Below are 17,312 nucleotides of genomic sequence, written 5' to 3' on the forward strand. Positions count from 1 at the left end.
GGTGGGCCTCCTTAGCTAGGGCCCAGGGCGCGAGACGGGAGACGGAGCCAGCGCGGCACGCTGGCACCCGCACCGTTGGAAGCGTCTCTGACCTGGTGTTTTCCGGGGAGGTTGTACGTTGACATGGTCTCCGGGGGTGGTTCCAGTCCCCCACGGCTCTTTCTCGTCTGCCGTGGGCGAATCTGACCTCGGGCCTACGAGGCGGGGTCTGGCCATCTCGGCGGGAGGAGGGAGGCGACGCCTTCAGCGCGAAGCAACTGCACCACCTCGCCGATTAGGGACTGGTCGCATCGGAACCGAACGCTTCGCGTCGGTTGCACCCTTGTACGCAGGCATCCCAGCGGCCAGGGGACGAAGTCCGGCCAGCCGCGATCTGAGCCCTGCGCACGCCGACACACGTCAGCCCACCGCGGTCCAATGCCAGGGCCGGCGTCCTTCCCGACCTCTTACGCAGTCGATTCGGTACTGCGCCTGCTCTCGCGCTTCGGCGTCCTGGTCCGCTGTTTGCATCCCGAATGTCACCAGCCGCAGTTCCCGGATACCCCGCAGAGTCGGATACCCCGCCCAGTCACGTACGTCAAAGCCGTACTGCTCGCTGTAATCGGCGTATTGGGCGGCGGAAAGGGTGCCGAAGGTATCGAAGGCCACCGCCGTTGAGGTCAGGTCCCATTCGGGCGGCCCCATCGACGTGCGTTCGAAGTCCAGGAGGAGGGCACCCTGGTCGGTCACTGCACAGTTGCCACCCCATGCGTCTCCATGGACCACGCAGTGCGGCAGCCCCGGCGGGAGCTCGGACCACTGCTCCTTCAGTTCGTCAAGGCGACCCAGGAGCCAGGTCTTATCACCCTCGGTCGCACAGCGCGCAGCGCTGAGTCGCTCGGCGATACGAACGAACGGCTGCAGCTGCCCGATGGGAAACGTCGGCCTGGGCAGTTTGTGCATCCGCCGCAGGAGCGGGGCCAGTTCAGCTTCACTGCCCTGCCGATGGGGCGGAAGAAGTTCCCAAAACGTCGCCGCGCGACCACGTGCCTGGACGGGCTGATCTCTCGATATCGGCCGCACGGCCGGCACGTTGTTCTCGGCAAGCCATCGCGCCACGGCTACCTCGCGGGCGGCGACATCGTCCTGGCCCGGTCGGGAGATGCGCACGACCACGTCGCTAGCGAGCTTCCACAGGTCGTTCTCGGCGAGGCGGATGGGTTCAGCGCCGTCAGCGGACAGACCGGCAGCCGCAGCCACCTCTTCGAGGACGGCGAAGGACTCCTCGGTGGGCGTCGTGGTCATGCGTTGACCGTAGTGGTGATCCGGCTCCGGAGTTCAGCCACGTCGGGCCTGCGAGCATACCGGGCGGAGGCGCTCGCGAGATCGTCCATGTCAGTGACTGCGCGTTTGGAGCGGAGCTTCCCGACTTCGTCCAGGGCTCGGTTCGCGATGGCCACGGCCTGCTGGGGGTCGCCCGTGACCATCGTCAGCGTGGCCAGTTTGGTGCCGGACAGGGCGCGGGAGCGTACATAGGCGTCCGTATGGCCTTCGATCGCCGTCTCGAGTCGAGAGATCGCCAACTCGGTCGACTGTCCAGACATGAGCGCGATATCGAAGGCAGCGTGACCGGTGTCCCCGTGGTGCTGCGCGTCGTCGTAGTAGGACATCCAAGGTACGTCTTCGCCATCGCGGGCTCGCCCGAAGATCTTGTCGGACTGATTGATCGCGGCCAACGCCTCATCCGGTTCCCGCATCTTCGCCCACGCCCGCGCCCTGGCGTTATGGAGCATGGACTGCTCACGCGGCGTGAGGCGATCTGAGCGCAGAAGGCCGCTCTCCGCGTAGGTGAGGCCCTCATCCGGGCGCCCGCGCCAAATTTCGTGACGCGCACGCCAGTTGAGTGCCGATGCGCGCAAGTGCCAGTTGTTGCCCTGCTCAGCGCACCAGGTGCCGAACCGCAGCAGCTCGGTCGCGTCATCGTGGGCGTAGGCGTCGAAGGCACTGGCGCCCATCACGACGGAAAGACGCCCGACAGCGGTATAGAGGCCGTCCTTCAGCTCAGTCGGGTACTTCGCGGCGAGCAGCCCCTTGGCCCAGATGAACAGACCCAGGGATGAGCTGCCGACGATTCCTCCACCTCCGTAGAGGTTGTCCCAGCCAGCGAGGGTGTCCGCCGCCGTCAGGACCTGGCGGATGTCCTCGGGTCGGACGGACTTGGGGAGTGCGTTTGGTCCGGACGACGGGAGCAGGTCGACGAATGCAGTCGGGGCGAGGGCGGCTACTCCACCCAGCGAGAAGAAGGCGCGGCGCTCCATAGCTGACTGGCTCCGTTCCGAAAGCACAGGCGGGTTCAGTTCCAGCATGCCCTCCGCCCGGGGTCCATTGGCACCCTGATCGACTTCGCTAGCGACTTTGTCCGCATGCGTAGCCTCCCTGGCTGCCTCCTCCTCGACGAGACGCCACAACCTCGTGAGCGCGCCTCCGGCCTCAACGGCGCCATCCAAGAGGCTGGCCAGCGCGCCGTCGCACTCGCGCTCGCACTTCTCGATGCGCTCGATCATTGTGGCGCTGAGGTGCACCTTTGCGCCGACCTCGCGCGTCGACATCCTGCGCATGTTGCGCCAGTTGCGCAGCTCCTTGCCCCACCATGCGCGTACCGACGCCGTCTCGTCCAGGGGCTTGGGCTTCTGTGCCATGACTTCTCCTCCGGCGCCCTGATGCGGACAGCACTGCTGCCCTTCGATTGTCCGCATCCCGGTTCTCGTTCACAGGATTTTTTCGAGACTGGTCGAGCTCAACCGACTCCGACCACAGCGGTGCTGGTGCTCCATCAACGGCGCGCCCGTGGCGCAAACACGACGGCCCGGCACCCATGGCGAGGGCCGGGCCGCACAGCGCGAGCGCACCGTCACCTGAGTAGGGGCGACGTCATGGAGCCGATGCAGGTAGTGAATGTGGCCCACGCGTCCGGTGAGAATCCGGTGTGCGGGCCGTCGGGGCACTTGGAGTCCCGGACCAACGTCAGCAGCGGCGTGTTGGCTACTTCCACGCATTCATTGTCGGGTGAGGCGCTGTAACTGCTCTTGAACCATGTGATTTCCTGGGGCTGTTCGGCCACGGATTTTGTCCTCGCTACTTCTGATCTTGCAGGTGCCTCTTGCGGGCCTCGGCGATCAACTCGGCCGAAGAATCGGGGTCTAGCGCCTCTTCGCTAAGAAAAGCGCGAGCACGCTCGTAGGCGGCTCGCGAACCTTCTTCTTCCAGAAAGAGGGAACCTACGGCGTTTTCGATGAAAATGACATCGAGGGACGGATCTGGCCCGCCGTAGACGATGAAGCTGGTGAGTGTTGCGCTGTACGCGCCAGAGTTGAACGGGAGGACTTGGATCGTGATGGTCGGCTCTGCTCGCCGGTCCAGCAGCAGGTCAAGCTGCTCGACCATGACTTCGGGGCCCCCGACGTTGCGCCGGAGCACGCTCTCGTCGAGCACGCAGTGGTAGGTCGGTGGCGTCACGCGCGCAAGGATCTGTTGGCGTTGCATTCGCATGTCCAGATACTCCGTCACCTCTTCCGCCGTAAGGGTGTTGCCCGGCGTCGCCTTGATGGCGGCGGCGTAGCGCCTCGTCTGAAGGAGGCCCGGCACCACGCCGTTAGAAAGGTGCCAGATCGATTTGGCCTCATTCTCAAGCGGCAGCAGCACCCTCATGGGATCCGAGAGCTTTCCCGCGTAGGGTACCCACCACCCGTCCGTGACCTTACTGTTCTGTGCCAGGTCGATCAGCTCTGCCGTTTCCTCTGGTGAGGCTCCGTATACCTCGCCGAGCTGCTTGACCTGATTCCACCGCACATTTCCCTTGGCCTGCTCATATCGGCTGACCGTCGCCTTTGATATGCCTGCCCGCCGGCCAGCCTCCTCGGCCGAGAGACCGGAACCCTTCCTCAGCGCGAGCAGGCGAAAGCCGAGCTGGCGGCGTCGGGCTGTCGGACCCGACTCGATCTCGCCGTTCAGCGCGGCACTCTTCGACGCGTTCGTCATGCTGGCGGCTCCCCTTGAACGAGTGCGACCAGTGTCCTGTCTGGCGCGTAGCGACCACAAGGGACGTTACACGGCGGAACAGAGGCCGGGTTACGCACCAGATGGAGCCCGGAAGTCTCATGCGGACACTTCCGCCGTGAGCGTTACATGGAGAGCGTTCCCGAGCCCATACTCCAACTCGATCGACTTGCACCGCAGTTGAGCAGGCGCGCTTCACGGTCCGCTTCAGACCCTTGGACGCGAGACCACCGTAGCGACGCCGCTTCACTCGCACCCCTGACGCCGAGCGCCCCCATGCACGTCACTTGGGAGACTGCCGATGAGCCCAGCTACAACTGCGCTTCTCAGCGCCGCTGCCGACCTGCGCATGGACCCGAGCCCTGGCTTCGCAGCAACCTTTCCTCCTTGCCCCTCGCGAGTCGGTGAGATGCGCCGCCGCACAGCCAACCGACTCCAGGCGTGGAAGATCTCTCAGCGGGACGCCGAGGGCATCACCCTCGCGGTGTCGGAACTCGTCACGAACTCGGTAGTCCACGGTGAAGGATCGGTCTGCTTCGTCCTTCGGCAGGTCGCCAACGAGATCCGGGTGGAGGTCACCGACAGCAACCCGCAGCCGGCCATGGTGAAGAACGCGGGCCCGGACGACATCTCGGGCCGCGGGATGTTCCTGGCCGCGGTCTTCGCGCAGCGCATTGAGGTCAGCGACGACGGCTACACCACCACTGTCGCCTTTCCCCTCTCGGGGCACCTGCGATGAGGGCGCTGGTGGCCGAAGGTAGAACACCGTTCCGAGGCCCGTGGAACAGCATCGACCAGGAGTCCCAATTACGCGAGCGCGGCACAGCGGAATCCGGTGTCGTTGTCCTTCATCGACGCGGCGGCCGTGTTCTGCAGGGACGGCGCCGCGCGTTCGAACGGAGAGGTGAAGGCCGAACCCTTCAAGTGGAAACGCCCGTTGCCAGGCTCTTCCTCGGTGGAGCACCACTCCCAGACGTTGCCACAGAGGTCGAAGATGCCGAACGGGCTAACGCCGGACTGGTAGCGGGAGACGGGGGTCGTCGCGTCGATGCCGGCCTCAGCCGTGTTCGCCTTCGCGGCGGTCGGCTCGCTGCCCCAGGGGTAGATGCGCCCCCGTGGTCCACGAGCCGCCTTCTCCCATTGCCGCGCAGTGGGCAGCGACTTACCGGCCCAGCGGGCGTATGCGGTCGCGTCGTGCCAGGTGACCCATACCACCGGGTGGGTGGCCAGAGTGACGGGACAGCGGCCATCCGGCCAGTGCTGTGGTGGCCGGTGATTCGTGGCAAGCACGAACCTGCCGTAGTCCTCGTTGGTCGTCGGGTAGACGTCGATGAGGAACGGCTCCAGCCACACCGAGCGGTTGTCGGGCCCCGAGAGGTAAATACCCTCTTCAACGAGGGCCATCACCTTCCTGTCGACCGGGTGCCGGCGGGTACTCGGCTCCCTGCGCAGCAGTTCCTCGGCTCGTTCGTCGTGCTCGGCAGCGGCACGTTCGGTCAGCAGCGCAGCGAACCGCTGCTGGACGTCAGGCGGTGCTTGGGCCAGGAGCGTGTCAAGAGCTGCCTGGTTGTCGAGCCCAAGCTCGATGGTCTCCCCGCTTCGCTTCCACCGTGGGACCTGGCGCGGGTTCACACCAACCAGGTCGGCGAAGTCCTTCTGCTTCTTGCGCATGGCCATGCGCAGCAACTCGGCCTCTCGGCCGGTCCACCTAGTCACCCCCGCCACGATGTCGCCTTACAGAGTCTCGCCAGGGATCGACAGGTACGCCTCCTGCAACTGCCGCAGGACGGGATGGTCCACAGGGAACTCGGTGTCGTCGATCGCGGCAAGCGGCCGGACACCGATCGAGGTGTTCGTGGCGAAGGCAGCGGCCATGCCCCTCGCCTGGTCCAAGGTGACCGTGGCCGTGCGGTGTTCGGCTTGCTGCTGTTGGAGCAGGGCCATGGTGACGCCGGGCAGCACAGGAGCATCGGGCCACACCACGGTGCCCTCCTGGTCGACGAAGGCCACGTTCCAGGTTCCGCCCTCGGAGACGAAGCCGTCGCGGCCGACGAAGAGGGCGTCGTCGAAGCCTGCGCGCTGGGCTGCGCCTCGGGTGTGAAGGGCTCCGAACAGGCCGACGTGCTTCACCTGGGGGAGATCGCGCTCGTACACCAGGCTCTGTGCGCGCAGCGGCGCAGGAGGCAGTGCGCCGGCGCCGCGTACGGACACGAGAACGTGCGGCTCGTTGGCGTCGGCCGGGTGCCCCATCTCGACCTTGGGGTCATAGATCGAAACGCGCACGACGCACGGCAGGGTCTGTCCCTCCAGCGCCTGGCGGACGTAGTCGCGCACACGGTCGGTATTCAGGGCTGCGTTCCACACGATCTTGCAATCCCGTACGAGGCGTTCCATGTGCAGCGTCAGGCCACGGATGCTCCCGTCGGTGTCGACGCGCATGGACGTGAAGTGCCCGACGTTGGTCAGCGCCAGGGAGAGCAGGTCGTCTGCGGATACGGGCTTGCCATCGAGAGTCGCCATGGCGCCCAGCATGGCAGGACCGCCCGGTCGGGCGGCACCCCGATTCAGGTTACTGACGGGTCAACGTCATCTGAGAGTCATTCCCAAGCCTTCACGGCGAGGTGTTCGCTAGTCACCGCGCAGTCACTTCGAGTGATCGACGGCGAGGTCGGTGCCGCACGCCGCAACGGCGCCGTGTGCCGCCCACCGCTGCACAGCCCACCTCCGAGGACCCCGATGAGCCCTGCACGAGTCGCGGCCAGCCCTGGTTGGCCTGATGTGAAGAGGAGTAGCGCCATGCGCCTTTCGTTGGCCCCTCGCCGAGCCAGCGGCCAGTTCACGGGCGGGCCCGGGCGGCAAGCACCTGTTGCTGGAGCGCCGGCGGCGGAGCGTGATCACGTGGTGGCCGCGTCAGAGACGGTGACGCTGGTGCTGGGCGAGGACTCGCCATTGCCCGAGAGCCCTGCCGATGTGGAGGACCTCGTACGCCTTCTGCGCGGCCACGTTGCCCAACTGGGCGCGCGCTCCGTTCAGGGGACATCCGCGCTGCTGCGGGCGCAGCAGCTTTGCTCCGAGAGCATCCCCGAGGGCTATATGCCGAGCAGGGTGTACCTGGTCAGACTCGCCGAGGCCACGCGTGAGCTGACGGCCCACGTAGCGAGCGGCGCTGCCGGCGCAGGCAGGGTGAAAGGTCGGTGGCACTGGCGAAAGCCCCCGGTCAACGTACTGCGTGGGGCCGTCTTCGCCGTCGCCCTGGTCTGCCTGGTCCTCGCTGCTTCGGTGCCGCGGACATGACGGTGACCGGTGCCGTCGTCATTGCTCTGGTCCTCGGGCCTGTGGCTTGGCTGGTGCTGCGCGGCGATCGGGCCGCCAGGCGGGCTCGGACCGTCGAGAACCTGCCCCCGCCCGGCAGCGCTCCCCCTCACCACGGTGAGGACCGCTCAGCCTCCTGCCTACCGTCCCCGGCCGCTGCCGCGGCCCCGATATCACCCCGCACCCGCAGGGCTCACGGAGATCCACACGATGAAACAGCTTCCACGGATCGAGCAGTACGGCCTGGTCGGCGACACGCAGACCAGCGCCCACGTCCGTGACGACGGTTCGATCGACTGGCTGTGCCTGCCCCGGTTCGACTCGCCGGCCGTCTTCGCCAGCTTGCTCGGGACACAGAAGCACGGCACCTGGCGGATCGCACCGGCCTCGTCCGTAGGCCGGGACGGTTCCGGGACGGTGGATGAGCGCCGGTATCGCGGTGACTCGCTCGTCCTCGAATCGCTGTGGCGTACCCCGACGGGGTCGGTCCGCGTCCTGGACTTCATGCCGCCGCGCGACGGTACCCCGCAGGTGATCCGCATCGTCGAGGGCGTGTCCGGCGTAGTGGAGATGGTCTCGGCCATGCGTCCCAAGCCGGGGTACGGCAGCGTCAGCCCGTGGATCCACGAGGTCGGCGGGCGCATGGTCGCCGAGGCCGGCGCGGACGCTCTGTGGCTTGACACCTGTGTCCCGCAGGTGGAGAAGGACGGCGTCGTCGTCAGCGCCTTCGCCGTCGCCGCCGGGCAGAGCGTGGCGTTCGTGCTCAGCTGGTGCCCGTCCCACGCCGCCGCACCGGACGTCCCTGACCCGGAGGCCGCGCTCACGGAGACGCTCGCCTTCTGGCAGGACTGGACGACGGAGTGCACCTACGAGGGTCCCTACCGCGAGGCCGTGGTCCGGTCCTTGATCGCGCTCAAGGCGATGACGTACGGGCCGAGCGGCGGGATCGTCGCGGCGCCGACGACCTCCCTGCCCGAACTGATCGGCGGCGACCGGAACTGGGACTACCGCTTCACCTGGCTGCGCGATGCCTCCACGACGCTGGCCGCACTGCTGGGTACCGGATACCGGCAGGAGGCTCAGGCGTGGCGGCGCTGGTTGCTGCGGGCGGTGGCCGGGGACCCGGAGAACCTGCAGATCATGTACGGGATCACGGGGGAGCGTGACCTGCGCGAGCGGGAGCTTCCCTGGCTGCCCGGGTATGAGGGCTCGGCCCCGGTACGGGTCGGCAACGGAGCGGCGGACCAGCTGCAGCTCGATGTGTACGGCGAGGTGATCGAGACCCTGTACCTCGCGCACCAGAGCGGTGTGGCCCACTGCGCCGACACCGCCGTGCTGCACCGGCGGCTCGTGGAGCACCTGTCCCGGCGCTGGCGGGAGCCCGACGAGGGGATCTGGGAGATCCGAGGAGCGCGCCGGCACTTCGTGCACTCCAAGGTGATGGCCTGGGTGGCCGTCGACCGCACCATCCGTCTGGCCGAAGCCGGTGCCCTCGACATGGACCCGGCTCCCTTGGTCGAACTGCGAGCAGCGATCCACCACGAGGTCTGCAGCGAGGGCTTCGACCGGGTGCGCAACACCTTCACGCAGTCCTACGGCTCCCAGGAGCTGGACGCCGCCACGCTGCTGATCCCCCGCGTGGGCTTCCTGCCGCCCGACGACCCGCGCGTCGTCGGCACGGTGGACGCCGTCCGGCGCGAACTCTCCACCCCTGACGGTCTCGTGCGCCGATACCCGACCCGCGGCAGCCGCACCGGGGTGGACGGGTTGAAGGGTGATGAGGGCGCCTTCCTGCTGTGCTCCTTCTGGCTCGTCGACGGCTTGGCCCTGACCGGCCGCATCGACGAGGCCCGTGCCCTGTTCGAGGGCCTCTTGGAACTGCGCAACGACCTCGGGCTCCTGGCGGAGGAGTACGACCCGGTCCAGCGGCGCCAGCTCGGGAATTTCCCGCAGGCGTTCAGCCACATGGGGCTGATCGAGAGCGCCCGGCTCCTTCAGGTCCTGACGGAGGGGCCTGCCCACCGCCACGGCCCGGTCTCGGTGCCATCGCCGCGCTCGGCCGCCTCCAGCACGCGCACGATCAGCCCCGACCTGACGCCGCAGCACGCCACCCACGCCTGACGAGGATCCTCATGCCTGACAGCGCCTTCCCGGCACGGCCGGCCGCTACCGACCACCGCAGACGGCGGCCTCCGGTCGACGCGATCACGTTGCACCGTGCCCGCCGCGCCGTGGCCGTGCCCCTGGTGCTCCTTGGCACGTTGCTGGTAGCCGCCTTCGCCCTCCGGTCGGTCTCCGCGGTGGGCCCCGGCTGGCTCCTGACCGGTCTGGTCTGCGGGCTGGGTGGGGTCGCAGCCATCGCGGCTCGCCAGGCACGCACCTTCGCCCAAGCTGTGCAGACGGCAGCAGAGGAAGCCCAGGCAGCAGCGCAGACGGCCGTGGAGGGGGCTCGGGCAGCGGCGCTGGCGAGGGTGGCGGAGGCGGCGGCGGCCGTCGAGAAGTCGGTGCAGTGGTCGGCGGACGAGCTGTGCCGCGGCGGGCGCCCCACGCTGCAGGACCCACAGACGCCGCCACCGGCCGGCGCGAACGACGGGATCAACAACGCGCTGGGTGCACTGCAGGTGCAGGCCATCGCCTCCCTGATACGCGTCCACGACGAGTCCCAGTCCGTCGTCCTGCTGGAAGTGCTGCGCCGCCTGGCCATGCGCGAGCACGCCCTGGTCGGCAAGGCACTCCAGGCGCTGAGTCGGCTGGAGATGCTGACCGACGACCCGGAGCTGCTGGCCAAGATCTTCGAGATCGATCACCTCGTGACGCGGATGCGGCGTCAGGTGGAGAGCACGGCGGTGCTGGGCGGGCAGTCCCTGCGCAGCACACGTCAGCCCGTGCCCGTCACCACCACGCTGCGCGGGGCGGTCTCCGAGGTCGTGCAGTATCCGCGCGTGGCCGTCGCCGCCGGGTCCGTTGGCGCCGAGCTCGGCCTCCCCGGCCATGTGGGTCCGGACCTCACTCACCTGCTGGCAGAGCTGATCGAGAACGCCTGTGAGAGCTCCGACCCGGCGACGAAGGTGATGGTGCGTGCGCAGCGGGTCGCGAACGGACTGGCGGTCGAGGTCGAGGACCGGGCCATGCCCATGCACCCGCAGACGCGGGCACAGATGAACCGCCTCCTGAAGGCGCCGAGCGAAGTCGACGTGAGCGGCCAGGTGCGGGCCGGGCAGCTCGGGCTGCTGGTCGCGGCGAAGATCGCCGAATCGCACGGCTTTTCCGTCGTGCTGCAGGAGAACACAACCGGAGGCACCACCGCCCTCGTCGTCATCCCCGGGCGACTCCTCGTCGCGATTCCCCCCGTCGAGGACGCCGGCATGCCCGCGGGGCAGTCTCGGTCCGCCCTTCCGCCGGTGCGGCAGACCACCGCAGCCCCTTCTCCAGGCCAGGCCACCCGCCCCGGGCCCCCCGGCACGCCAAGCCCCGCGGCGGCAGGTCATCCGGGGAGCGCGCCCGCCCTGCCAACCCGCACCCGTCAGGCCGGCGCGTTCCGACCACCCCGCGAGCAAGCGCCCGTGGCCGCGCCGACGCCGGGGCTGGCCGCCGCCTTCCGTTCCGGCATCCAGGCCGGCGGCGCCACCCCCTCTCGCCCTGCTCCGAACGAGCACCCGCACCCCTGAACCACGCACGCCCCCCTTCCTGCCGGCCCACTCCCACGCGTCGGACCCTTCCCCCCTTCTGGAGCGATCCCTATGAGCACCCACCACGAGACCGGCACCGTGACCGGCGTGTCCGCGTCCGAGAGCAGCCCGAGCGGCCAGCGGGACAACATGGCCTGGCTGCTGCGTCAGTTCGCCGGCGACACCCCGGGCGTCACGCACGCCGTCCTGCTGTCACGGGACGGGCTGCGTCTCCTGGACAGCGACGTGGACAAGGACTGGGCGGACGAGCTGTCGGCCGCCATCTGCGGCGTCGCCTCTCTCGCCTCGAACATCTCCGGCCCCAGCCACAAGAAGCGGCCAACCCGGCAGATCATCATCGAGCGGGACGACTGCCTCTACTTCGTCCAGAGCGCCGGGTGCAGCGCCGCCTTCGACAACCGCCCCGGCAACGAGCGCGGCGAGGTGGAGACGATCCTCGCCGTCGTCGCCACCACGGACGCCGACGCAGGCTCCGTGGGCTTCGAGATGGGCCGCCTGGTGTCGAAGTTCGCCCCCTACATGAAGATCCCCGTCCGGGTCGGCACGAGCGGCGACGTCCGGTGACCTGGCTCGGCCGCGCGGCCGAGGAAGCGACGTTCGTGCGGACCTACACCCTGACGCGCGGGCGCACCAAGCCGAGGCATCTGCTCAGTCTGGACACGGTGCTGGAAGCGGGGTCGGGCCGGCCCGGCCCGGCACAGGCCGAGGAGTGCGCGGAGATCCTCGCCCTGTGCCGGGCCCACCGACGGTCGGTGACCGAGCTGGCGGGCCGCCTCGGCCGGCCGGTCACCGCCGTCAAGGTCCTCGTCTCCGACCTGCTGGACGCCGACGCCCTGGTCGTCCCCGTCACCGCCCCCTACGCCGCATCCGGCTCGGACTCGGATGCGGGCCCCTCCACCCAGCTGCTGGCGGCCGTTTCCGCCGGCCTGAAGAGGAAGTTCCCCAATGCCACCCGCTACCCCCAGGCCGGATGACTCCCGCGTGGTCCTGCGTCCTTCACCGCGCCCGCCTGCCAGCACCGCGCCGATCGTGCTGAAGATCCTGATCGCCGGGGGCTTCGGCGCGGGCAAGACCACCGCCGTGGGTGCCGTCAGCGAGATCACGCCGCTGAGCACCGAGGAGTACCTGACCGAGGCCGGCGCGGACGTGGACAGCCTGGCCGGCCTGGAGACCAAGCGGACCACCACGGTCGCCTTCGACTTCGGCCGTCTGAGCCTGCCCGACGCGCCCGTGCCCCTGGAGCTGTTCCTGTTCGGCACGCCGGGCCAGGACCGGTTCGTCGACCTCTGGTACGAACTGGCCCGCGGCGCCGTCGGGGCGGTCGTCCTGGTCGACACCCGCCGTCTGGAGAGCAGCTTCACCCCCGTCAGCTTCTTCGAGGACATCGGCCTGCCCTTCGTCGTCGCCGTCAACCACTTCGACGGTGCCCACCGCTACCACCCCGAGCAGGTCCGCATCGCCCTCGAACTCCCCTCCTCTGTACCGGTGGTCGCCTGCGATGCCCGCGACCGCAACCACGTCGCTGGCGTCCTGCTCACCCTCGTCGGCCACGCCGAGACCCGCACCTCCGCCGGGCGCGGTTACTCCGCACCCACCACCCTCCAGGAAGCCTGATGTCCCAGCACCCCTACCGCACGCCGCAGGCCGCACCGCCCGCGCAGTCTCTTCCGCGACGCGACATGCGGGAGGCCGCACGCGGCCCCTTCACCCCGCCGGACACCGCCCTCCCCAGCCAGTCGGCCCAGCAGGCGCCGGAGCTGGCGCAGCGCTACGAACTGCTGCACCGCCTGGGCGTTCCCACCACGGCCGACGAGGACTTCGACGACCTGGCCCGGGACATGGCCACACAGGCCGGGTTCCTGTACGGGTTCGTCAACCTCTTCCTGGAGCAGCAGACCTTCGTCGGGCTGCACCAGCCCCCGGCGGACAGCGGTTTCGTGATCGTCGGACGCACCATGAGCCGCGACCACGGCTGGTGCCCGGAGGTCATGGCGCGCCGGAAGGCCCTGCCGCTGCACGACGTGCACGCGTCCCCGCGCTTCAGCGGCAACGCGGTGGTCGACGCCGTCGGGATCCGCTCCTACTTCGGCGCCCCGCTCATCCACGAAAGCGGCACCGTGCTGGGCACGGTGTGCGTCATCGACCCCGAGAAGCGGCCCCTGGCCGAAGCCCGCCGTCTGCGGGACATCGTCATAAACGCCAGTGCGCAGGTGATGGACCACATCTCCCGCGCCCCCGTCCGCTAAGCCGTTCCCCCCACCCGCTCCGCGTTGCGACCTTCACCCAGGGAGAGGGAGACCATGTCCGCCACACCCACCGCACCGCCGCCTTCGCTGCGTCCCTACCTCACCGCCCGCCACGACCTGCTGTGGCAGGAGGCGGATGTCTTCGTAGCGGAACACATCGCGCCGCGCGCTGCACGGATGGAGGCCGCCCCGGGCAAAGTGGAGCGCAAGGCCGCCGACCTGATGGCCGCGCGGGGCTGGTTCGCCGTCACCGTCCCGGCCGCCTTCGGCGGGCTGAACGCCGGCCACGTGGCCAGGACCATCCTGATCCACCGCATCGCGCGGGTCTCAGCGGCTGCCGCGGCCATCCTGCAGGCGACCCTGATCCCCGTCGGCGCCCTCCTCCACTTCGCCACCTATGAGCAGAAGGGCCGCTGGCTTCCCCGGGTCGCGGACGGCTCCCTGCTGCTCTCGATCGCTGTGACGGAACCGCTCGCCGGCGGACACATCGGCGGCATGGCGACCACCGCCGAACGCGCCGGCCACGAGTGGGTGATCACCGGCAGCAAGATCCACATCGGCAACAGCCACCTCGCCGGCGCCCACCTCGTCGTCGCCCGCACCGCCGGGCCCGGCGTGAGCACCTCCCAGGCGCTGACCGCGTTCATGGTCGAAGCCGACCGTCCCGGCCTGTCCGTCCCCGGCCACCAGGCCGCTCTCGGCCTGCACGGCTTCTCCGCCGGCCGACTCGACCTCGACCACGTTCGCGTTCCCCAGGACGCCGTGGTCGGCGAGGTCGGCCAGGGCCTGGCCGTGGCCCAGAGCAGCAGCATCCTGTACGGCCGCTCCAACCTGGCCGCCGTCAGCCTCGGCATCCACGAGGCCGTCGTCGACACCACCACCACGCGGCTCAAGACCCGCCCCCGCTACCGGGGCACCCTGTCCGACCTGCCCGTTCTTAGGGACCGTGTCGGCGCCATGGAGGCCCGCCTGCGTGCCGGCCGGATACTCGCCTACCAGGCGGTGCACCTTCTCGACCAGGGCCTGCCCTGCGACGCCGACCTGATCAACTCCAAGTACCTAGGCCACCAGTGGGCCGCGCAGTCCGCCCAGGACGCCATGGAACTGCACGGCGCTCACGCCCTCGACGGCGCGTACGTCCTCCAGCGCTTCTGGCGCGACATCCAGCACACCTACCCCCCGGCCGGCACCGGCGAAGTCCAGCGAATACGCCTGGCGGACGCCGCCTTCGACGAGGACCACATCCAGTGGTCCGAACGCCTGGCCGCCGAGGCCGCGTGGGCCCGCCCTGGCCCGACCGCCGCCTAGACCCCCGTGCGCGGGGCACCCCGTGAATCCGCACCGCCGCGCACGGGCCCGTGCCGCCGGCCCCGTCCCCCGCGGGGACCGGCGGCACCTCCCCCGGTGACCGCCCAACCCAGCCGAGAAAGAGACATCGTGACCCCGTCCGAAGCGACTAGCGCACCCATCACCCCGCTGACGCCGACCCTGCTGCGCGTCGCCCAGCACCTGGCCGGCGGCCTCGCGCCCAAGGAGATCGGCGCACAGACCGGGCTGTCGGCCGAAACCGTCCGCCAGTACGTGCGCGACATCCGCGAGAGCCTTCACTGCCCGCCGCGCTGCAAGCCCCCGGTGATCGTGCACCGCCTGTTCGCCACCCGGCAGGTGGCCGTTCCCGCGCCCGACCGGCCGGCGCCGCAGTTCAGTCCGGAGGATCTGCTGCTTGTGCGAGCCGTCGCCGAGCACAGCGACTCCCGCGACGTCGCCCTCGCCGCCAACCTCGCCCCCGCCGACCTGCGCGCCGCGCTCGACCAACTGCTCGCCGATACGGGCGCCAAGGACACCACCCAGCTGGTCATCCTGGCGCTCGGATGGAACCTGCTGACGGCCGAGCCGACGCGCGTCGGAGCGAGCCAGTGAACCGGCGCCCGGCCACCACGACCCACCAGGGCCGGCCAACCGCGGCACCCTTCACCACGGTGCCCTCGGCCGCCGTGTACGAGATGCGCACGTTACGCACGGACGCCGAGCGCGAGGAGGCCGCGGCCCTCGTCCAGGACCGCCAGCGCTGGCTCGCCATGCGCAAGCTGCCCGTGCCCGCTCAAGCCGACGTCCCGGCCCTCTTCCGTTACCCGCAGGCGAAGCCGGCCGGGCTGTTCGAGGACGGGAAGCTGCTGGCCTGCCTGATCCCCGAGCGCGACCCCGGCCTCGGCTGGGGCGAGGGTCCTTGCCTCCTCCTCGGCTGCGTCCACACCCTGCCTGACCATCCCGACGACATCATGCGGTTGATCACCCTGTGGGCCTCAGACTTCGCCGCCCGGCAGGGCCTGCCCGCCGTACGTGCCGAGGCCCTGGCTCGCCACCCTCTGGATGCCGACCCCATCGCCGCCCTTCTGCGTCGGCTCACCGACATGGGCTGGGTCATCCGGGGTTCCGGGACAGGACGCGAGGGTGAACGAGTCGCCCGCCTCGAACTCGCCGCCGAGCACCGGCCCGGGCTGAGCACCCTGATCGCCTGCCGTGTCCACGCGCCGGAGACGGCCCCGGACGAGCGGGGAAGCGCGTGACGACCTCCGCTCCCCAGCGCCCCGACCTCACCCGCGAACTGATCGCCCGCGCAGCCCAGTCGGCCGCGCACCGGGCGAAACGAGTACGCAACCAGCTCGACGCCGTCCAGGTCGGCCAGGGCCGTCATACCGACCACGCCAACGCCAAGATCCTGAGCCGCATCCTGGCCGATCACGACTGGCCCGGCCATCGTCTCGTCGGCCCCGACGGAGCCCGCGCCGCCTGGAGCATCGCCCTGCACAGCGACGACGATCCCGCCTTCCAGCGCGCCGCCACCACCCTGCTCGGTCGCGCAGTCCAAGCCGGCGACGCCCTGGTTACGCACTGGGCCCACCTGCACGACCGCGCTCTCATCACCAGCGGACGCGACCAGGAGTACGGGACCCAGCTCCTGCTGAGCGCCGACGGGATCGAGCTGTGCCCGCTGACCGCGCCGGCGTCGGTCGACGCACGCAGGGCCACCGTGGGCCTGCCACCCATCGCTCTCGCTCTCACGGCGGTGCGCCGCCGCTACGCGGCAGACAGCTGCGCCGACGAAACCCCGACCGTCGTCCTCGCGGGGGCCGCGTGAACACACGGCCCCCCGGGCTCTCCACCAGGCGGCCTGCTGGCCGCGACTTGGCCCTGCGAAAGGACTGTTGACCGATGAAGCTCACCGCCGCCGTCGTCGCTGCCGGTGCTGCCCTCTCCCTCACCACCGCCCTGGTCGGAGCCGCTCGGCTCAGGCAGGACGCGCGGCACCAGGCCGAGCGGAACGAAGCGCTCCTCGCGCACAACCAGCTCGACTGGCTGAGCCGGGTGTCCACCAACGCTGACCTCGCCGAACTGTGGAAGCCCGAGGACATGAAGGCCGAGGAGTACATGCAGCTCATGTCGGCCAACCGACTCATCTGCGCCCTGAGCCTGCGCCACTGCCTCGGCCGCATCCGGGACGGACAGCTGCCGTTCTACGCCGCCATGGTCATGGACTTCGAAGTCTGCTGGCGCTACTGGAAGCGCTTCGGAGACCTCCGCGCCCAGGAGGCCGAGGGCGATGAGCAGGCTCAGCACTTCACCCAGGCACTGGACGAGGCCGCCAAGAATCACCCGCAGGCGCAGCCCGCCCCGGCCTGACGGCACCACCACCGACTCCGGACGCGTGACCGCCGAGAAACTCCGCCGACCGCCACCGTCCGGCGACAGGCCCCGGGGCCCAACCGGGCCCCGGTATCCCGCACCATCCACCACTCCCAGGAGGCATGCATGACCGCCATCCAGACCGAGAGGCCGACCGCCCCCGCGCAGGCGGACCTCGTGAAGAACGACGACGACCCGTTCGGGCTCGACATCACCTTCATCGAGGGCACGCCGGCGACCGAGACGGCGCTGATGTGTGGCACGGGCGACAACTGCGGCAGCTCCTGCCCCAGCGCCTGCACCACCTCGTAAGCCGGGACACCCCGGCAGCGCGGGCCGGACGGGG

The 17,312-nt window shown here is 69.7% G+C and carries 20 protein-coding genes; 14 read left to right on the top strand and 6 right to left on the bottom strand.

Going from position 1 to position 17,312, the window contains the following annotated elements:
• Positions 1-399: 399 nt before the first annotated feature.
• The 4 genes from AB0P07_RS31950 to AB0P07_RS31965 form a co-directional block, all read right to left on the bottom strand.
• Complete coding sequence (locus tag AB0P07_RS31950) at positions 400-1,284, bottom strand: aminoglycoside phosphotransferase family protein (protein ID WP_365556686.1); 885 nt, start codon at positions 1,282-1,284, stop codon at positions 400-402.
• Positions 1,281-2,678: an XRE family transcriptional regulator gene (locus tag AB0P07_RS31955; protein ID WP_365556687.1), complete on the bottom strand. Its 1,398-nt coding sequence runs from the start codon at positions 2,676-2,678 to the stop codon at positions 1,281-1,283. Before AB0P07_RS31955 ends, AB0P07_RS31950 begins: the two co-directional genes overlap by 4 nt.
• Before the next feature lie 212 nt (positions 2,679-2,890).
• The gene (locus AB0P07_RS31960) at positions 2,891-3,100 is read right to left on the bottom strand and encodes a DUF397 domain-containing protein (protein ID WP_078844744.1); all 210 of its coding nucleotides are present in this window, start codon (positions 3,098-3,100) and stop codon (positions 2,891-2,893) included.
• 14 nt (positions 3,101-3,114) lie between these two features.
• Positions 3,115-4,017 (bottom strand): helix-turn-helix transcriptional regulator, encoded by a 903-nt coding sequence (locus tag AB0P07_RS31965; protein WP_365556689.1) that lies wholly within the window; start codon positions 4,015-4,017, stop codon positions 3,115-3,117.
• A gap of 367 nt (positions 4,018-4,384) precedes the next feature.
• Here AB0P07_RS31965 and AB0P07_RS31970 point away from each other — a divergent pair, with 367 nt between their 5' ends.
• Positions 4,385-4,774, top strand: a complete 390-nt coding sequence (locus AB0P07_RS31970) for an ATP-binding protein (protein ID WP_365556879.1) — start codon at positions 4,385-4,387, stop codon at positions 4,772-4,774.
• A gap of 68 nt (positions 4,775-4,842) precedes the next feature.
• On the opposite strand, the gene AB0P07_RS31975 is transcribed toward AB0P07_RS31970, so the two are convergent.
• Together AB0P07_RS31975 and AB0P07_RS31980 are read right to left on the bottom strand one after the other, a co-directional pair.
• Positions 4,843-5,751 (bottom strand): SUMF1/EgtB/PvdO family nonheme iron enzyme, encoded by a 909-nt coding sequence (locus AB0P07_RS31975; RefSeq protein WP_365556691.1) that lies wholly within the window; start codon positions 5,749-5,751, stop codon positions 4,843-4,845.
• Between the two features lie 18 nt (positions 5,752-5,769).
• Positions 5,770-6,555, bottom strand: coding sequence for an aminotransferase class IV family protein (locus AB0P07_RS31980; protein ID WP_365556693.1), 786 nt, complete (start codon positions 6,553-6,555; stop codon positions 5,770-5,772).
• A gap of 378 nt (positions 6,556-6,933) precedes the next feature.
• Here AB0P07_RS31980 and AB0P07_RS31985 point away from each other — a divergent pair, with 378 nt between their 5' ends.
• The 13 genes from AB0P07_RS31985 (at position 6,934) to AB0P07_RS32045 (ending at position 17,278) form a co-directional block, all read left to right on the top strand.
• Complete coding sequence (locus AB0P07_RS31985) at positions 6,934-7,329, top strand: DUF6415 family natural product biosynthesis protein (protein WP_365556695.1); 396 nt, start codon at positions 6,934-6,936, stop codon at positions 7,327-7,329.
• A 228-nt stretch (positions 7,330-7,557) separates the two neighbouring features.
• Positions 7,558-9,468, top strand: coding sequence for a glycoside hydrolase family 15 protein (locus AB0P07_RS31990; protein ID WP_365556696.1), 1,911 nt, complete (start codon positions 7,558-7,560; stop codon positions 9,466-9,468).
• An 11-nt stretch (positions 9,469-9,479) separates the two neighbouring features.
• Positions 9,480-11,015, top strand: a complete 1,536-nt coding sequence (locus tag AB0P07_RS31995) for an ATP-binding protein (protein ID WP_365556698.1) — start codon at positions 9,480-9,482, stop codon at positions 11,013-11,015.
• A gap of 72 nt (positions 11,016-11,087) precedes the next feature.
• Positions 11,088-11,600 carry a roadblock/LC7 domain-containing protein gene (locus AB0P07_RS32000; RefSeq protein ID WP_365556700.1) on the top strand — a complete coding sequence of 171 codons (513 nt, stop codon included), beginning with the start codon at positions 11,088-11,090 and terminating at the stop codon, positions 11,598-11,600.
• On the top strand, positions 11,597-12,010 hold the full coding sequence (locus tag AB0P07_RS32005) for a DUF742 domain-containing protein (protein WP_365556702.1): 414 nt from the start codon (positions 11,597-11,599) through the stop codon (positions 12,008-12,010). Before AB0P07_RS32000 ends, AB0P07_RS32005 begins: the two co-directional genes overlap by 4 nt.
• 55 nt (positions 12,011-12,065) lie before the next feature.
• Positions 12,066-12,650 carry an ATP/GTP-binding protein gene (locus AB0P07_RS32010; RefSeq protein ID WP_365556703.1) on the top strand — a complete coding sequence of 195 codons (585 nt, stop codon included), beginning with the start codon at positions 12,066-12,068 and terminating at the stop codon, positions 12,648-12,650.
• On the top strand, positions 12,650-13,282 hold the full coding sequence (locus AB0P07_RS32015) for a GAF domain-containing protein (RefSeq protein ID WP_365556705.1): 633 nt from the start codon (positions 12,650-12,652) through the stop codon (positions 13,280-13,282). Before AB0P07_RS32010 ends, AB0P07_RS32015 begins: the two co-directional genes overlap by 1 nt.
• 54 nt (positions 13,283-13,336) lie before the next feature.
• Positions 13,337-14,590: an acyl-CoA dehydrogenase family protein gene (locus AB0P07_RS32020; protein WP_365556707.1), complete on the top strand. Its 1,254-nt coding sequence runs from the start codon at positions 13,337-13,339 to the stop codon at positions 14,588-14,590.
• Between the two features lie 129 nt (positions 14,591-14,719).
• A complete protein-coding gene (locus AB0P07_RS32025; protein ID WP_365556709.1) occupies positions 14,720-15,202 on the top strand; it encodes a DNA-binding protein in 483 nt (160 codons plus the stop codon).
• The gene (locus AB0P07_RS32030; protein WP_365556711.1) at positions 15,199-15,849 is read left to right on the top strand and encodes a hypothetical protein; all 651 of its coding nucleotides are present in this window, start codon (positions 15,199-15,201) and stop codon (positions 15,847-15,849) included. Before AB0P07_RS32025 ends, AB0P07_RS32030 begins: the two co-directional genes overlap by 4 nt.
• Positions 15,846-16,421 (top strand): DUF6624 domain-containing protein, encoded by a 576-nt coding sequence (locus AB0P07_RS32035; RefSeq protein ID WP_365556713.1) that lies wholly within the window; start codon positions 15,846-15,848, stop codon positions 16,419-16,421. Before AB0P07_RS32030 ends, AB0P07_RS32035 begins: the two co-directional genes overlap by 4 nt.
• Before the next feature lie 74 nt (positions 16,422-16,495).
• Positions 16,496-16,963 (top strand): DUF6082 family protein, encoded by a 468-nt coding sequence (locus tag AB0P07_RS32040; protein WP_365556715.1) that lies wholly within the window; start codon positions 16,496-16,498, stop codon positions 16,961-16,963.
• A 129-nt stretch (positions 16,964-17,092) separates the two neighbouring features.
• The gene (locus tag AB0P07_RS32045) at positions 17,093-17,278 is read left to right on the top strand and encodes an FxLD family lanthipeptide (protein ID WP_164247210.1); all 186 of its coding nucleotides are present in this window, start codon (positions 17,093-17,095) and stop codon (positions 17,276-17,278) included.
• Positions 17,279-17,312: the final 34 nt, after the last annotated feature.

The sequence above is a fragment of the Streptomyces sp. NPDC085944 genome, assembly GCF_040686295.1.
GTDB lineage: Bacteria > Actinomycetota > Actinomycetes > Streptomycetales > Streptomycetaceae > Streptomyces > Streptomyces salinarius.

Bases quoted from the DNA above. Each gene is read 5' to 3' on its own strand.
- AB0P07_RS31950 (WP_365556686.1), bottom strand. From the start codon at position 1,284: ATGACCACGACGCCCACCGAGGAGTCCTTCGCCGTCCTCGAAGAGGTG.
- AB0P07_RS31955 (WP_365556687.1), bottom strand. From the start codon at position 2,678: ATGGCACAGAAGCCCAAGCCCCTGGACGAGACGGCGTCGGTACGCGCA.
- AB0P07_RS31965 (WP_365556689.1), bottom strand. From the start codon at position 4,017: ATGACGAACGCGTCGAAGAGTGCCGCGCTGAACGGCGAGATCGAGTCG.
- AB0P07_RS31970 (WP_365556879.1), top strand. From the start codon at position 4,385: ATGGACCCGAGCCCTGGCTTCGCAGCAACCTTTCCTCCTTGCCCCTCG.
- AB0P07_RS31980 (WP_365556693.1), bottom strand. From the start codon at position 6,555: ATGGCGACTCTCGATGGCAAGCCCGTATCCGCAGACGACCTGCTCTCC.
- AB0P07_RS31990 (WP_365556696.1), top strand. From the start codon at position 7,558: ATGAAACAGCTTCCACGGATCGAGCAGTACGGCCTGGTCGGCGACACG.
- AB0P07_RS31995 (WP_365556698.1), top strand. From the start codon at position 9,480: ATGCCTGACAGCGCCTTCCCGGCACGGCCGGCCGCTACCGACCACCGC.
- AB0P07_RS32000 (WP_365556700.1), top strand. From the start codon at position 11,088: ATGAGCACCCACCACGAGACCGGCACCGTGACCGGCGTGTCCGCGTCC.
- AB0P07_RS32015 (WP_365556705.1), top strand. From the start codon at position 12,650: ATGTCCCAGCACCCCTACCGCACGCCGCAGGCCGCACCGCCCGCGCAG.
- AB0P07_RS32020 (WP_365556707.1), top strand. From the start codon at position 13,337: ATGTCCGCCACACCCACCGCACCGCCGCCTTCGCTGCGTCCCTACCTC.
- AB0P07_RS32040 (WP_365556715.1), top strand. From the start codon at position 16,496: ATGAAGCTCACCGCCGCCGTCGTCGCTGCCGGTGCTGCCCTCTCCCTC.
- AB0P07_RS32045 (WP_164247210.1), top strand. From the start codon at position 17,093: ATGACCGCCATCCAGACCGAGAGGCCGACCGCCCCCGCGCAGGCGGAC.